At 60.1% G+C, this 14,865-nt stretch carries 12 protein-coding genes; 6 read left to right on the plus strand and 6 right to left on the minus strand.

The window, feature by feature from the left end; translation table 11 throughout:
• Nucleotides 1–8 precede the first annotated feature (8 nt).
• Nucleotides 9–902, minus strand: coding sequence for a LysR family transcriptional regulator (locus BM317_RS07115; protein WP_092168873.1), 894 nt, complete (start codon nucleotides 900–902; stop codon nucleotides 9–11).
• Between the two features lie 94 nt (nucleotides 903–996).
• On the opposite strand from BM317_RS07115, the gene BM317_RS07120 reads away from it, so the two are divergent.
• On the plus strand, nucleotides 997–2,163 hold the full coding sequence (locus tag BM317_RS07120) for an MFS transporter (protein WP_092168870.1): 1,167 nt from the start codon (nucleotides 997–999) through the stop codon (nucleotides 2,161–2,163).
• A 29-nt stretch (nucleotides 2,164–2,192) separates the two neighbouring features.
• On the opposite strand, the gene BM317_RS07125 is transcribed toward BM317_RS07120, so the two are convergent.
• Nucleotides 2,193–2,990: an AraC family transcriptional regulator gene (locus tag BM317_RS07125; protein WP_092168867.1), complete on the minus strand. Its 798-nt coding sequence runs from the start codon at nucleotides 2,988–2,990 to the stop codon at nucleotides 2,193–2,195.
• Between the two features lie 145 nt (nucleotides 2,991–3,135).
• Here BM317_RS07125 and BM317_RS07130 point away from each other — a divergent pair, with 145 nt between their 5' ends.
• Genes BM317_RS07130 through BM317_RS07140 form a run of 3 tightly spaced genes read left to right on the plus strand, consistent with a single transcriptional unit; the run spans nucleotide 3,136 to nucleotide 6,278 of the window.
• Nucleotides 3,136–3,324 carry a DUF1656 domain-containing protein gene (locus BM317_RS07130; protein WP_092168864.1) on the plus strand — a complete coding sequence of 63 codons (189 nt, stop codon included), beginning with the start codon at nucleotides 3,136–3,138 and terminating at the stop codon, nucleotides 3,322–3,324.
• Nucleotides 3,325–3,336: 12 nt separating this feature from the next.
• On the plus strand, nucleotides 3,337–4,245 hold the full coding sequence (locus BM317_RS07135; RefSeq protein ID WP_092473671.1) for an efflux RND transporter periplasmic adaptor subunit: 909 nt from the start codon (nucleotides 3,337–3,339) through the stop codon (nucleotides 4,243–4,245).
• Nucleotides 4,245–6,278, plus strand: a complete 2,034-nt coding sequence (locus BM317_RS07140) for an FUSC family protein (protein WP_092473673.1) — start codon at nucleotides 4,245–4,247, stop codon at nucleotides 6,276–6,278. Before BM317_RS07135 ends, BM317_RS07140 begins: the two co-directional genes overlap by 1 nt.
• Here the strand turns inward: BM317_RS07140 and BM317_RS07145 are convergent.
• Nucleotides 6,252–7,499 carry an MFS transporter gene (locus tag BM317_RS07145; RefSeq protein ID WP_092168856.1) on the minus strand — a complete coding sequence of 416 codons (1,248 nt, stop codon included), beginning with the start codon at nucleotides 7,497–7,499 and terminating at the stop codon, nucleotides 6,252–6,254. The two genes, BM317_RS07140 and BM317_RS07145, sit on opposite strands and share 27 nt — an antisense overlap.
• Before the next feature lie 100 nt (nucleotides 7,500–7,599).
• Here BM317_RS07145 and BM317_RS07150 point away from each other — a divergent pair, with 100 nt between their 5' ends.
• Together BM317_RS07150 and treS are read left to right on the plus strand one after the other, a co-directional pair.
• Nucleotides 7,600–8,577 carry an AraC family transcriptional regulator gene (locus BM317_RS07150; RefSeq protein WP_218189420.1) on the plus strand — a complete coding sequence of 326 codons (978 nt, stop codon included), beginning with the start codon at nucleotides 7,600–7,602 and terminating at the stop codon, nucleotides 8,575–8,577.
• A 224-nt stretch (nucleotides 8,578–8,801) separates the two neighbouring features.
• Entirely contained in the window at nucleotides 8,802–10,868 is a 2,067-nt protein-coding gene (gene treS, locus BM317_RS07155) for a maltose alpha-D-glucosyltransferase (protein ID WP_092473788.1), read from the plus strand.
• Nucleotides 10,869–11,024: 156 nt separating this feature from the next.
• Here treS and BM317_RS07160 read toward each other — a convergent pair whose 3' ends face one another.
• The 3 genes from BM317_RS07160 to BM317_RS07170 all read right to left on the minus strand — a co-directional run bounded on the left by BM317_RS07160 (nucleotide 11,025) and on the right by BM317_RS07170 (nucleotide 14,547).
• Complete coding sequence (locus tag BM317_RS07160; RefSeq protein WP_092169086.1) at nucleotides 11,025–11,417, minus strand: ester cyclase; 393 nt, start codon at nucleotides 11,415–11,417, stop codon at nucleotides 11,025–11,027.
• Nucleotides 11,418–11,674: 257 nt separating this feature from the next.
• Nucleotides 11,675–12,445, minus strand: coding sequence for an alpha/beta fold hydrolase (locus BM317_RS07165; protein ID WP_092473675.1), 771 nt, complete (start codon nucleotides 12,443–12,445; stop codon nucleotides 11,675–11,677).
• Nucleotides 12,446–12,864: 419 nt separating this feature from the next.
• Entirely contained in the window at nucleotides 12,865–14,547 is a 1,683-nt protein-coding gene (locus BM317_RS07170; protein WP_256574064.1) for a GGDEF domain-containing protein, read from the minus strand.
• Between the last annotated feature and the right edge of the window lie 318 nt (nucleotides 14,548–14,865).

Here is a 14,865-nt window from a genome sequence, read left to right on the forward strand (position 1 = left end):
GCCACCGCTTACATCCGGTGATGTTCCAGCAAGAAATCCACGAACACCCGAACCCGTGCCGGCATTGCCGAGCCCCCTACGAACACCACGTGAATCGGTTCCCGGTCGCCTGGGTTCCAGGCTTCCAATAGCGGTATCAGGTCACCGCGCTGCAGATCTTCGCTCACGGTGAATTCGCCGATACGGGCAATGCCGGCACCCACTCGCGCGAGTTGTGCCAGCGCTTCACCACTGCTGCATTCGATGTTGCCGCTGACCTTCAGGGAAAACTCCCTGGCGTCGCGGATGAACGGCCAGTTGGGTTCGGCACGCCGGAAGTTGAAGCGTAGGCAATTGTGTCGTAGCAGGTCTTCCGGCTCCTGGGGGATGCCGTGGCGCTGCAGGTACTCGGGCGATGCCACCACGACCTGGCCGGTGTCGCCGATCCTGCGCGCGGTCAGCGGGCTGTCCGGCAGATGGCCGAAGCGTACCGCCACGTCGGCCTGGCCGCCGAGAATGTCGACGACTTCGTCGCCGAGGGTGAGGTCGACGACGATGTTCGGGTAGCGGGCGCTGAATGCCGCCACCAAAGGAACGATGGCCAGCCGCCCATGGCCAAGGGCGGCACTGACCCGCAAACGGCCCCTGGGTACGCCCTGGTCGGCGATCGCTTCTTCGACCTCATCCATGTCGGCCAGGATACGCCGGGCGCCGCGCAGGAAAGCCTCGCCCTCGGCGGTGAAGGTGATCGCTCGGGTGGTGCGCAACAGCAAGCGGGTACCCAGGCGTTGTTCGGCACGCGCGATGATCCGGCTGACCGCCGAGGGTGTCAGCCCCAATGCACGCGCGGCGGCTGACAGGCTGCCTTCCTGCGCCACGGTGGCGAACACGCTCATTTCACCTGACCTGCCGTTGAAGTCCATTTGTGCCTCTTACGCAAAGGTGATTGCCAACAATGCTATCTACCGCCTGAAAAGACGGGATCGTAGCATTCGCAGCATAGATGAGGAGCCTTCCATGCGTATCAATCCACCACTTGTTGCACTCGCCATCGGTGCCTTTGGCATCGGCGTTACCGAGTTCGCCCCCATGGGCATGTTGCCGGGCATCGCTGCGGATCTCGGTGTTTCCATTCCTGCCGCCGGACTGTTGGTCAGTGCCTACGCTCTGGGCGTACTGCTCGGCGCGCCGCTGATGACCCTGACCACCGGCAGGATCCCCCGGCGCTATCTGCTGATCGGGCTCATGGCGATTTTCACCCTGGGTAATCTGATGTCAGCCCTGGCGACCGATTACTACAGTCTCATGATCGCCAGGGTGGTGACTTCGCTGAACCACGGTGCGTTCTTCGGCGTTGGCTCCATCGTCGCCGCCAGCGTGGTCGCCCCGGACAAACGTGCCGGGGCGGTTGCGGCAATGTTCATGGGCCTGACCCTGGCGACCATCGGCGGTGTGCCGCTGGCCACCTGGTTTGGCGAACTGTTTGGCTGGCGCACGGCATTCTGGGGTATCACCGGCCTCGGCGGGCTGACCATGGCCGCGCTGTGGTTCGCCTTGCCCAACCTGCAAATGTCGCAAGGCGTCGGTGTGCTGGCTGAAATTCGAGTACTGGGCCGTGGCCCGGTGCTGGGGGCGTTGGCCCTGACCGTCGTCGGCTCGGGTGCAATGTTTACCGTCTTCACTTACATCGCGCCGATCCTCAGCAACGAGACCCACGGGTCCACCGCTTACATCACCGCCATGCTGGTGCTGTTCGGTGTGGGGTTGACGCTGGGCAACATGTGGGGTGGCAAGGCCGCCGACCGCTCGATAGACCGCACCCTGATCGTTTCGCTGAGCGTACTGATTCTCGTCTTGCTGGCGTTCACCGTCCTGATGCGTTGGCCTCTGCCGGCCGCCGTGGCCATCCTGATATGGGGCATCGCCAGCTTCGCCCTGGTGCCGCCACTACAGATGCGCGTCATGGAAGCCGCCAAGGACGCGCCCAATCTGGCCTCGGCGGTGAACATCGGTGCCTTCAACCTTGGCAACGCGATAGGGGCGGCGCTGGGCGGCGCAGTGATCAATGCCGGGCTGGGTTATCCGGCGATTTCCCTGGCCGGCGCGGCGATGGCGGGGCTGGGGCTGTTGATGGTGTTGGCGTTTGTCTGGCGCTCCAGAGCGGCTGCAGCGGCGGTTGCGTGACCATGATGCGGATATCTCTCGCCCCCGGCTCATTGCCGTAGCGTGGTATTGCGCAGGTAGCGTGCCGGTGAGGTGCCCAAGGTCTTGCGAAACATGGTGATGAACGAGCTGACTGACTCGTAGCCGAGCGCTTCAGCGGTTCTCTGCACCGACTGCCCCTCGGCCAGGCTTTGCAACGCGACGATGATCTGCCATTGCTTGCGCCATTGACCGAAGGTAAGCCCGGTCTCGCTTTTTATCAGGCGGGCCAGGGAGCGTTCGCTCATGGCCACATGCCGTGCCCAACTGGCCATGGTGGCGCGGTTGGACGGCTCTTGCGCCAGCGCCCGGGCAATTGTGCGAAGTTGGGTTGAGGCGGGCAAAGGCAGGTAAAGCTGTTCCGTGGGCGCCAGTTCGAGTTCTTCCAGCAGCACGTTGGCCAGCCGTGCAATGCGCGAATTGGCGGGGTAATCCTGGACCTGGCCGCTCAGGTGGAGGATGAGTTCCAGGATCAGTGGCGACAGCGCCAGCGTACAGCAGCGATCGGGAAGCGACGCGGCGCCGGGTTCCACGAATAAAAAACAGACCTGCCCGTTGGCCGTGACGCGGTTGCTATGGGCGACCCCTCCCGGAATCCAGACGCCGAACCCTGACGGGACCATCCACACGCCATCTTCCACCGTACACACAATACCCCCGCAATAAGCCACGACCAGTTGCCCCTTGCGATGCTTGTGTTCGGCGGACTCACTGTCGTTGCGCCGGGTCTCCAGCATCAGTGCCACGGCAGGTTGCGACAGGTTGTCGTACTCGAATTGATCGACGTGGAAACGGTGGATTTCGGCCATGGCGTGTCGTCGGCGTCTGTCTGAATTTGATTATATTTTGGCAGTGTACTCAATATCGGCAATGATGGTCGTCCCTTAGCATCATCACCAAGCCCCCTTCAGTACGCGGGCGAACCCTAGACCCCTCCGAATCCCGGTGCTTGCCATGCTCAGCGAAATCTCCATTGCCAACCTCTATGTCCCCCCCTTGTTGATCTACCTGGGGGCATCGGTCTTGGCCTACAAACTCATTGAGCGCCTTGCCCGACGTTGGCTGGACGAGGCGTGGCACCCGGCGCTGGCGCGTTTTTTTGTCTCGCTTATCGTCGTGTCGGCGATGGTCGTCAATTGCTGAGTGAGGCCGGCCATGTCTATCGTCAAAATCCTCAAACCTGCCGCCACCCTGGGACTTGGCGTGCTGGCCCTGGTGTTCTGCCTGCAACTTTGGCGGGCTTATGTCTTGGCGCCCTGGACGCGGGACGGACGGGTGAGCGCGCAGGTCGTCCGCATTGCGCCAGAGGTTAGCGGCCAAATCGATCAGTTGTCGGTCAGCGACAACCAATGGGTCGCCAGGGGCGATTTGCTGTATCACATCGATGCGCGTGCTTATCGATTGGCGCTGCAACAGCGTGCGGCGGAGTACGCTGAAGCGCGCAGTGTGTTCGAGCAGCGCAGTGCACAATTGAAGCGGCGATCCCAATTGGCCGACGCCATCGCCCGGGAAGAAATTGACAACGCGGCGCGTGACTTGGCTGTGGCCCAAGCGCGCCTGGACGCGGCACGCAGCCAGTTAGCCCAGGCGCAGCTCGACCTGGACCGCACGATGATTCGTTCGCCGGTGGACGGCTACGTCACTCAACTTCGGCTACAGCCCGGTGACTACGCGGAGGCTGGCCACACCAACCTATTCGTGGTCGATGGCCATAGTTTCTGGATCACGGGTTATTTTGAAGAGACCAAGCTGCCGGGTGTGCGCATCGGCGCGCCGGTGTCGATCAAGCTGATGGGGTTTGCCCAACTGCTGGAAGGGCATGTGGCAAGCATGGGCAGGGGCATCGCCGATGCGAATGAATTGCGCAACGACAGCGGTTTGCCTCAGGTGAGCCCGACCTTCAGCTGGATTCGGTTGGCACAGCGCGTACCCGTGCGCATCGAGTTGGTCAGGGTCCCGGACGGCGTGGAGTTGGCGGCGGGCATGACCGCCAGTGTCGAAGTGACGCAGCCGAACGCCGCGCCACGCTGGCGACTCACCCAATGGCTGCAGGCGTTCATGTGATGACTCGCCTGGCGACACGCTTGCTCGCGACCATCCCCTTGCCCTGGACGCCCGCCAGTTTCTTCTACGTGTTGCGTAGTGTCTTGGCGGCGGGGCTGGCGCTGTGGCTCGGCTTCCAACTGCATCTGGAGTCGCCGTTCTCGGGGGCATCCACCGTGTTGCTGCTGGTACAGCCCATCCAAGGAGCGGTGCTGGGAAAGGGCTTCTACCGGATGTTGGGAACCCTGGTAGGCCTGGTGGCGGCTTTCGTGCTGACAGGGCTGTTCGCTCAACAGATGCTGCTGTTCATACTCGCCATCGGTATGTGGCTGGGCCTGTGCGTCAGTGCAATGAGCGTCTTGCGCCATTACCAAGCTACCGCGGCAGTGGTGGCGGGTTATACGGTCTGCCTGGCGTTGGGGCCTGCCATCGTCGTACCTGAACAGGCCTTCGATCACATCCTCACTCGCGGCACGGCGGTGGCACTCGGGGTGCTGAGCTTGAGCCTGGTGGTAACGCTGTGCAGTTCCAGGACGATGGAGAAGAAGCTTCGCAACTCGCTGGTCGATGTCTGTGTCCGCAGTGCTCAGCTACTTGCCGCGAGGCTTGCAGGCGAGCAGTCCGCGGAGTTGGTGACGCAACGCCACCCGCTCGCCATGGACATCGGCAAGGTGGACGACCAATTGGGAATAGGGCGGGGCGAATCGTCGCGGATTCGCTCCCGGCAGTTGGCGATTCAGGCGGGCCTGGCGCATTTGCAATCCGCTGTACTCGATGTGCACAGCGACGATCCATACCCCGGGATCGACCCCACGTTGCTCGCGCGGATAAGCGCGGCATTGCGGCAACTGGGTGAGCGGATGAACGACACCCACTGCGACTTTCTCGCCGCTGCCGATACGGTGGGGCAACTGCGTAGCCTGGTGAATGATTTCGCTGACTCAAACCACCACTCGCGGTTGCTCAGCGAACGCTTGGACGAACAACTGACGGATCTGGGCGAGGCCTTGCTGAACTTCTCCAGCCTCGACCATGCTCGCCGCGAGCAGGTACGTGCCGTGGTGTATCCGCGCAATTACGCTGATGCGGCGCGAAACGGCATCAGGGCACTGCTCGCCACGTTGGCCGCGGGTGCGGTCTGGTATCTCAGCGGTTGGGATCAAGGGCCCGCGCTACTGGCGGTTCTGGGTCCTTGCTGCACACTGCTGGCGCCGGCCTCCGCGCCCGCCCAAGGTATCGCCAGCTTTATTCGGGGCACGCTCTACGCCATTTTGGCGGCAGCGCTGTGCAAATTCCTGTTGATGCCGCAGATCAACGGCTTCCCTTTGTTATTCCTGTTATTGGCTGCGTTCTGGTCCTTCGGGATCCATGCGACGAGCCAACCGCGCTACGCACTGCAAGGAATTGCCTACCTGATCGGGTTCAATACCTTGGTGAGCACCGGCGATACCGCCTTCTACAATTTCGTCGATTTCGCCAACCAAGCGCTGGCCTGGATCGTTGCAATGCTCGTCTGTCTATTAGCGTTCCAGGTCTTGCCGAAGGATCCCGCTAAACATGTTCGGGCATTGACACACTCGCTCCACAAGGACATACGCCGGCTACTTCGCCGTGGAAGCCATATCGATCACTCAAAATGGCAAGCGAAACAACTATCCCGGCTCGTCGCGTTGAAAAGTTTGCTTGGCGCTGATAACACGCAGGATTACCACGCGGGTTATTTGTCGCTGCAGCTGAGTAAACAATTGAGCCGGCTACAGCGTAACGCGAGTGGTATCGATCCTGAATCGCCCGTCGCCCAATGCGCACAAACCGGAGCCCGGCGGATCGCTCGATATGCTCATCATCCGGCGATCAGCGCCGCCCAGGCCCGGCGTACATCGAGGTCGATGAGGAGACTCGGAGCACATCATCTAGCGATCTGTTACCAGGACTTGGCTCGGCTGTTGGAGCAATACGCGAACGTTGCGCGTTCCTCTGGTTTGCCGCATCTGGCCCCGAATTGCCGCACCCGCAGACATTCGATTTCAAAGCGCAAGTCGGGAATGTTCTGATCGTTCGTCTCCAGCATGCTTTGGCAATGCCACTCGAACACGAAGCGCAATCAGCAGAGCGGCCAGCAACATCACTGCGCCTGCGATGATGAAGACGCCCATTACGCCGCCAAAGCCGAAGACCAACCCGCCGAGTGCAGCGCCCGCGGCGATTGACGACTGCACCGCAGCGACGACCATCCCACCTGCGGTTTCGGCTTGATCCGGAACCGCGCGTGCCACCCAGTTTGACCAGGCAACCGGCACCCCGCCGAAAGCCAGGCCCCAGAGGGCGACTGCGAGTGCCAGTCCCGGCGCCTGGAGAGGAAGCGAGATCATGGCAAACGCGGCCACGGCTACCAAGGCAGGCATGAGGATCAATGTCAGGCGCAAGCTACGCTCCAGCAGCCAACCCGCCACGAGCGTGCCAACGAAATTGGCGGCGCCGAAGCCCAATAGCATTAAAGCCAGGCCGTCGGTGTCGATGGGTACAACGCTTTCAAGTGCGGGACGTATGTAGGTGAACAGTGCGTATTGACCTGTGTGTGCCAGCACGCATCCGACCATGCCTATGGCAATGCCAGGACGGCGGAGCAATTCCAGCACGGAGGCGGCGCGTGCCATTTTCCCAGGCGCCATGCGGGGTAGGGTGAACCACTGGAAGATCAACGTCAGAACGCCGACCGCCGCGGCTGCGTAAAAGGCACTGCGCCAGCCGAGCAGGCCGCCCAGATAGCTGCCCAGCGGCACGGAAACCACTGTTCCCACGGCGATGCCGCTGAAGATGATGGACAACGCACGAGGTACGAACTTGGCCGGTACCAGCCGCATGGCCACGGCTGCCGCCATGCTCCAGAACCCGCCCAACGCGATGCCAAGCAGCACCCGCATCAACAGCAGGACCGCCAGGCTCGATGACAGGGCAACGAGTAGGTTGGAGGCGATCATCAGCGCGGAGAAACCGAGCAAGACGGTACGGCGGTCGAGCTGGCGGGTCAGGCCGGGTACCAGGAGCCCGGCAAACAACGCAACCACGGCGGTGACGGTCACGGCCTGTCCGGCCAGCGCTTCGGACACGTTCAAATCAGAGGCCATGGGGGTTAGCAAACTGGCAGGAAGGTATTCGGCCGTCAGCAGGCCGAAGACCCCCATGGTCAGGGAGAAAACCGCCGTCCATGCCGGGGTGGCCGGCTCTACTCCAGCAACGCTGCCAGGTGCAGCGTCAAGAACATCGCTACTCATCTCAAGAATCCTTGGAAAGTGATTGTGAGACACACTCTAGGGCTGAGCGTCAGGATGATCTATGATGCTAAGTCTTAGTCTTTTGATCGAAACACCTAACATGACGGAATCAGGACCATTCGCTCTGTCTTCTGAGCTGATTAGCGAACTGCTCACGGGGATGCGGCTGCGCGGTGTTCAGTACCGCCGTATTCAAACGGGCCCGAGCTTTGGCTTGGGTTTCGAACACAAATCGGGCCATGCCTACTTTCATTATCTGGCGGTGGGTACGGCTATCCTGCGTACGGGCGATGGCGCGATGCATCACCTCTCGACAGGTGACGCGGTGTTGGTGCCGCAAGGCCATGGGCACGAACTGCTATCCGCCCTGGATGTCACGGTCCAGAATATCGACCAACTTGATGCCGCTCCCTTGGGCGAGGCTGTCAGCGGTGTGAACACTTGTCCGAGCACACTTTCCACGCCCAGTACGATCCTGTTCTATGGCTGCATGGAGTTCGACCTGGGGGGCATGCGGGCGTTAGGCAAGCTGATGCCGAATGTCATGGTGGCGGACACCAGTGGTCAACGTTATCCAGGGCTGGGAGCGATACTCGATTCAATCAAGCGTGAGATCTGCGCCGGACGCATCGGGTATGCCGGGATCATGGCTCGGCTTGCGGAAGTCGCTGCCTCCTTGTTCGTACGGGGATGGGTCGAGCATGGCTCGGAAAGTGCGCAAGGGCTCATGGCTGCGCTGCGCGATCCGCGCCTGGCACGCTCTATCCTTGCGTTGCATCGCCAACCCGGGCGCGAGTGGACGGTGGCCGAGCTGGCGGCCGAATCCCACGTTTCGCGCTCCGTGTTCGCCCAACGGTTCCAAGCCACCATTGGCGTACCTCCATTGCGATACGCCACCGAACTGCGGATGCGGATCGCCAGCCAGTGGCTGACGCAGGACAACCTGTCGATCGATGCTGTCGCACAACGCTTGGGCTATACCTCACAAGCGGCATTCAGCCGTGCATTCAAGCGCATCAATGGCCAGCCGCCAGGGGCCAGTCGACAGGCACGTCGAAGCAGTGAGCCTGTGGAATGAATGGCGCCAGGTAGGGCCGGCCGAACTGCGGCGGCATTGACGATGAGCCCCCGCAGCTTGTTTGCAGCCGATCGAGCTTCGCTCTGACCTGGCCGATTGCACCTCGCAGGCTTTCTCCTGATTCGATGCAACGAATGTCGTGTGGTGGCCTCATATGAAAACGAGCGGCGCTTCGGTTGGAGAGGGGCGACTGCGGTTTTTCCATGACGGAGGTGATTGTGTCCATGACGGCAGCCGAGAAAAATCATGTCGACTGGCTGGTCGAACAATCGATGCTCAATGCTGCGAGGAAGCGCGCCAAGCTCTACTCGGGCCAGGGCCGAATGTGGCAGCAGCCCTATGCCCATACTCGGCCTCGCGACGCCTCGGCATTGGCTTCGGTGTGGTTCACCGCGTATCCGGCCTCCATCGTTACCGGCGAAAATGGCACTGTGCTCGAAGCGCTGGGGGATGAAACCTTATGGCATGCGCTGTCGAGAATCGGTATCCAGGGCATCCACAATGGCCCTTTGAAAAGGTCCGGTGGTCTTTCGGGCACTGACTACACACCTACGATTGACGGCAATTTTGACCGCATCAGTTTCGAACTCGACCCGCAATTGGGCACCGAGGCGCAGTTGCAAGCATTGACCCGAATGGCCGCCGCGCACAATGCGGTCGTCATCGAGGATGTCATCCCGTCCCATACCGGCAAAGGCGCGGATTTTCGTTTGGCCGAGATGGCGTATGAAGATTATCCGGGGCTCTACCACATGGTGGAAATCCGCGAGGACGATTGGCCGCTGCTGCCCGACATTGCCGAGGGGCGCGATGCGCAGAACCTCACCCCGCAGCAGGTCGACATTCTGCGGGACAAGCATTACATCGTCGGGCAGTTGCAACGGGTGATCTTCTTCGAACCAGGCGTCAAGGAAACCGACTGGAGTGCGACACCGGTGGTGATGGGCGTTGACGGCAAGCCGCGCCGTTGGGTCTATCTGCATTACTTCAAGGAAGGGCAACCTTCGCTGAACTGGCTGGACCCGACCTTTGCCGCTCAGCAGATGGTCATTGGGGACGCGCTGCATGCCATCGATGTCTCGGGGGCGAAAATCCTCCGTCTGGACGCCAACGGATTTCTTGGCGTGGAGCGCAAGCTCGAGGGTACCGCCTGGTCCGAAAGCCATCCGCTATCGATCACCGGGAACCAGTTGCTCGCTGGAGCGATTCGCAAGGCCGGCGGCTTCAGTTTCCAGGAACTGAACCTGACCGTAGACGATATCGCCGCCATGTCCCATGGAGGGGCGGATCTCTCTTACGACTTCATCACCCGACCCGCCTACCAGCATGCTTTGCTGATGGGCGATGCCGAATTCCTGCGCTTGATGCTGCGGCAGATGCACACCCTCGGCATCGATCCGGGCTCGCTGATTCATGCGCTGCAGAATCATGATGAGTTGACCCTGGAGTTGGTGCACTTCTGGACCCTGCACGCCCACGATACTTACCTCTATCAAGGCCAGACCTTTCCCGGCAGCATCCTGCGCGAGCACATCCGCGAGCAGATGTACGAGCGCCTCACTGGCGAGCATGCGCCTTACAATCTGAAATTCGTCACCAACGGCGTGTCCTGCACCACCGCGAGCATCATCACGGCGGCGTTGGGGATTCGCGATCTCGAAACCATTACGACGGCAGATATCCAGCAGATTCGCCAGGTTCATCTGCTGTTGGTGATGTACAACGCGATGCAACCCGGCGTCTTCGCATTGTCTGGCTGGGACCTGGTCGGCGCGTTGCCGTTGCCGGCCGAACAGGTCGAGCATTTGATGGGCGACGGCGACACGCGTTGGATTCATCGCGGTGCCTACGATCTGGTGGACCTCAACCCTGATGCGGCATTTTCGGCCGGCCAGATGCCGCGTCCGAAGACCCTGTATGGCAGCTTGCCAAGCCAGTTGAAAGATCCGGATTCGTTCGTCTCGCAGCTGCGCAAGATTCTCGCTGCGCGCCGTGCCTATGATATCGCCGCCAGTCGCCAGATACTGATTCCGGACGTCGAGCATCCGGGACTGTTGATCATGGTTCACGAACTGCCGGCAGGCAAAGGTACGCAAATCACCTCGCTGAACTTCGGTTCGACGCCGATCACTGAAACCCTGCACCTGCCCAATATCGCACCGGGGCCGGTGGTCGACATCATCAATGAGCGGGTCGAAGGTGATCTCACGCCTGAGGGCGAATTCACCATTACGCTGGATGCGTTCGAGGGGTTGGCGCTGCGGGTGGTGAGCAGTTCACCGATGATCTAGGGCTTGGGAAAGCGAGGTGGTTGATTGCTCAGCCACCCACCCATGGCATAAGTTCTGGTCAGGCTTTGTCTATGCTCTGCTCCGTCACCCATGGGAACGGAGCAGGCTTCACACCAGCATGGAGGCCCTGGATAACCTGCAGCCTTGAGGCATCCGCTACCCTGATCGGAGCTGAGCTTCGATCACTGCCTTGTCGATGACCGACCAGACCTCGCGGATCCTGCCGTCCTCGAACCCGTAGAAAACGTTTTCGGCGAAGGAGATGGGTGTCCCATTCACCGCCAGGCCCAGGAATTCCCCAACCGGCGTGCAATTGAAGGCCAGGCGAGCTGCCAACTTAGGTGGGTCGATCACCAGGAATTCAATGGCGAAGCGCAAGTCGGGGATAGCCCGATAATCCGCTTCCAACATGCTTCGATAGCCGTGCAACCCCAATGGTCTCGCGTTGTGAACCACATCCGGGTGCACAAAATGGCCTAGGTTTTCCCAGTCCTGTGCATTCAGGCAGGCGATGTAGTCGCTATAAAGATCGGCAAGGTGCGGGGGCATGGGGCTGATTCTCCTCTGCATGTCTGTTCCCGTCTTTGCGATCCTAGGCCCTATTGTCACGTCTCATCAAGGCAGTGGGCAGAACGGAAAGTCACTGGCGCAGGCATTGACAGCGGTCATCACGTCGCTGAGGAGCCGTCGGCACGGGAGGCCTTTTTTTCCGAGCGATGAGCGTTGCCACCAGGCTGGCGAAAAACTCAACTTCACGGACAACGGCAAAAAGCCCGCATGCGCGGGCCTCGTGTTGCCAATTACATTTATTGCGCAGCTTTCTCGATCAGGTTTGCCACCACCTTCGGGTTGGAAACCATCACCACATGGGAGGCACCTTTAACCACGACGGTCTGTTTGGAGTGCGCACGCTCGGCCATGAACGCCATGGCCTGAGGGGGAATGTTCTTATCCTTGTCGCCGTATACGAACCAGGACGGAATGGTTTTCCAGGCAGGATTCGTGGCGGCTTCGTTCAGCGCGGCGACGGTGATGGGGCGTTGGCCGGCCGCCATCAGGCGAGCCTCAGCCTCAGGCACATCGGCTGCGAACTGGTCGTGGAATTTATCCTGCTGGATATAGAGATCCTTGCCGCCATCGGCCAGTTCGACCGGGGCCGACAAGGCCGAGGCCAGGGTGCCCCCCGGGAATCGTCCAGACAGTTCTGCCGCGGTTTCGCCAGTTTCCGGGGTGAACGCCGCTACGTACACCAGGCCCTTCACGTTCTGATTGCCATACGCCGCCTCGCTGATCACCGCACCGCCATAGGAGTGGCCGACCAGAACCACCGGTGTCTTGATGCTCTTGACGATGCTTGCCACCGATTGTGCATCACTGCTGACGCCGCGCAGCGGGTTCGCCGCCGCAATGACCGGATAGCCGTCTTTTTTCAGAATTTTGACTACGCCGTTCCAGCTCGATGAGTCGGCGAAAGCGCCATGGACCAAGACCACTGTAGGTTTGACGTCAGCCGCGTTTGCAAAACCAGTGGCTGCGAAAGCGGTGGCGAGGGCCAGACCAGAAAGAATCTTTTTCATGAGTGACTACCTGTAAGAGAAGAAAAGGGCGGGTTACCCAGTGATTGTGATGCGCGGTAAATGCTTGCGCGCTAATCAACTGCGATAAAGTTATCGTCTAAAATGTTTGCGCGCAATATATTTTTATAGAATAAACTCAATGATCATGTAAGTGCTTGTATTTAAACGGATTAATTGTCGGTGGACGTTGGGTTCAGATCGAACCCCTCGAACTCCGAGGGAAAGGGAAGGTGTTTCACCCTCTGGAACACACCGTTGCGGTGACTTCATCGGGTATTTGGGTGCTGACGTTGCTCGCGGATGAGCTGGGGGGTGTCAGGGGCGCTTTGTCCAAGGTCATACAGGCGTTGCGAAGAGGGGGCGTCCCTTGGCTGCCTGATGTTCCGAGGATGCTTACGTTCTGCCTTCTCTATGACCGGCTACGAGGCTACGCGGTTTTTCCCCTCGCGCTTGGCCTTATACAGCGCGGCGTCCGCTGCTTGCAGCAATAAGGTTTGATCGGTCCCGTTACGCGTCGTCGAGGCCACGCCAAAGGATGCGGTAACGCTGAACGTCTGCAATCCATCCGTAGGGCTCAAGTTTTCCAGCGAATCCCGGATGGATTCGGCTCGCAGGAGAGCGTCTTCAATGGAGCAATCGGGCAATATGATGATCAGCTCTTCTCCACCAAAGCGGCAGGCGACATCGGTGGCTCTGATTGACTTCGTGATCAAGGATGCCGTGCTTCGCAACACCGCGTCACCCGCAGCATGACCATGGATGTCGTTCAGCTTCTTGAAGTTGTCCAGGTCGAGCATGATGACGCTCAGGTCCACTGCGTCTCGAGTGGCTTTGGAGAGTTCGCGCTTGAGTGTTTCCTCCATGAAGCGACGGTTGTACAGACCCGTCAGCGGGTCTTTGATCGACTGGACTTGCAGGACCTGGCGCATCCTGCCATTCGCCAACGCTAGCGCGGTTTGCTCCGCGGCAGCTTCCGCAAACTGGCGGTTGACTTCCTTATCGTCATTTCCGCCAGCATGCTGGATATGCAAGAGTCCCAATGTTTCTCCGTAGGCTATCAGCGGCAGGCACCAGTGAATGTCTCCATCGTCGAACTCTGATGTTTCTGAGTAGTGGGCGCAGCGCAGCTCATGACGATGTTCAACCACATGGGCATGGCCTCGACGTATGGCCCAACAGTCTTTGGGACCGATCAGGACATCTGATTGAGGCTCGACGTGGCCCCAGCTTGCGGCCGGTTGCAAAGCATCAGCCGAATTGCGGTACAGGTACAGCGCTCCACTACTGCCGTCCAGCAACTGTTGGCAGTAAGTGCTGACCAACTGGAGCGTTTCCTCTTGGCTCATCTCGGTCTGGAGTAGACGGGCCATTTCTGCGAGCAAACCTATTTCTGCATTGCGCCGCTCAAGGTTTTTCAGGCTTTTGCTCAGTTGGGTGCTTGAAGACAGTGCGCTAGCCGTCGATTCGGCTTGGCGTTTTATGGTCTGACGCATGGACACGTAGATGAAACGGCCCAGCACAAGCGTCAGCAGGAAGCTTGCGATGGAAACGGCGACGGCCCAACGCAGGTTGGCGTTAAGCTGGTTGTCCAGAACAGCCACTTCCTCGACTTCTGCTTGAATCAGCTCGCCTCCCAGGTCGCGGACCTGGTCCATGAGGTGCTTGCCGTTACCCGAAGCGATTTCGGCCACCGTCGCAGCAGCACCTTGGGTGCTGCGCAAATTGATCACCATGTCCAGGTGGTCCAGCTTCAGTGCGGACTTCTCTATGAAGTCCTCCACCTTGGCAATTTCAGCGGACGAATCGTTTCGATAGTTTTCACGAAGCAGCTTGATCGCGCTGGGAAGCTGCGACGTGGCGACGTAATACGGGCGAAGAAATGTCTCCATCCCCGTTAATGCATACCCGCGTTCGCCTGTCTCCGCATCCACGAGCAAACCTTGTACTGTGCGAATGCCGTCCAGCTGCTTTTCTACCACGTTGCGGTCGTTACGCGTTTCGTTCGTCCAGAACAGGGTAAACGGACCTACTGCGGCCGTGACGGACATAACCAGCGTGGCAGTAGCTGCTGCGAGGAGAAGTCTGGGTGTGCGATGGGGCATCGTCAGCTCCAATGGGATTCACATCTTTATCGGCGAATAAGGTTAACGGCGTAGGTGTATCACGCTAAAACCGTTAGGCGGTCAAAAGATTGCATATCCGCTGAGAGGTTGCGCGGTTCTACGCGGCCTCACGAAGCGCCCCCGGCGGGTGGCGGAATCTACGCATTTTAGCCGTAAAGGCCAGGTATGCATGTCGTACCGATCAACGTGAGCGTCCGGGGGCGGCCGACAGCGCTTCAGAAACTTCGGCCCGCGCCGATTCAAGTGGTGTCGGCTACAGTTCCTTGTACCCGCAGGGATGTATCAAGACCGCCACGG

The sequence above is a fragment of the Pseudomonas sp. NFACC24-1 genome, from assembly GCF_900115235.1.
Classification (GTDB): domain Bacteria; phylum Pseudomonadota; class Gammaproteobacteria; order Pseudomonadales; family Pseudomonadaceae; genus Aquipseudomonas; species Aquipseudomonas fluorescens_AA.

Excerpts from the sequence above, each read along its gene's own strand:
- BM317_RS07135 (WP_092473671.1), top strand. The coding sequence starts at position 3,337 with ATGTCTATCGTCAAAATCCTCAAACCTGCCGCCACCCTGGGACTTGGC.
- BM317_RS07145 (WP_092168856.1), bottom strand. The coding sequence starts at position 7,499 with ATGAGTAGCGATGTTCTTGACGCTGCACCTGGCAGCGTTGCTGGAGTA.
- BM317_RS07140 (WP_092473673.1), top strand. The coding sequence starts at position 4,245 with ATGACTCGCCTGGCGACACGCTTGCTCGCGACCATCCCCTTGCCCTGG.
- BM317_RS07150 (WP_218189420.1), top strand. The coding sequence starts at position 7,600 with ATGACGGAATCAGGACCATTCGCTCTGTCTTCTGAGCTGATTAGCGAA.
- BM317_RS07165 (WP_092473675.1), bottom strand. The coding sequence starts at position 12,445 with ATGAAAAAGATTCTTTCTGGTCTGGCCCTCGCCACCGCTTTCGCAGCC.
- BM317_RS07120 (WP_092168870.1), top strand. The coding sequence starts at position 997 with ATGCGTATCAATCCACCACTTGTTGCACTCGCCATCGGTGCCTTTGGC.
- BM317_RS07170 (WP_256574064.1), bottom strand. The coding sequence starts at position 14,547 with ATGCCCCATCGCACACCCAGACTTCTCCTCGCAGCAGCTACTGCCACG.
- BM317_RS07130 (WP_092168864.1), top strand. The coding sequence starts at position 3,136 with ATGCTCAGCGAAATCTCCATTGCCAACCTCTATGTCCCCCCCTTGTTG.
- BM317_RS07160 (WP_092169086.1), bottom strand. The coding sequence starts at position 11,417 with ATGCCCCCGCACCTTGCCGATCTTTATAGCGACTACATCGCCTGCCTG.
- BM317_RS07125 (WP_092168867.1), bottom strand. The coding sequence starts at position 2,990 with ATGGCCGAAATCCACCGTTTCCACGTCGATCAATTCGAGTACGACAAC.
- BM317_RS07115 (WP_092168873.1), bottom strand. The coding sequence starts at position 902 with ATGGACTTCAACGGCAGGTCAGGTGAAATGAGCGTGTTCGCCACCGTG.
- treS (WP_092473788.1), top strand. The coding sequence starts at position 8,802 with ATGACGGCAGCCGAGAAAAATCATGTCGACTGGCTGGTCGAACAATCG.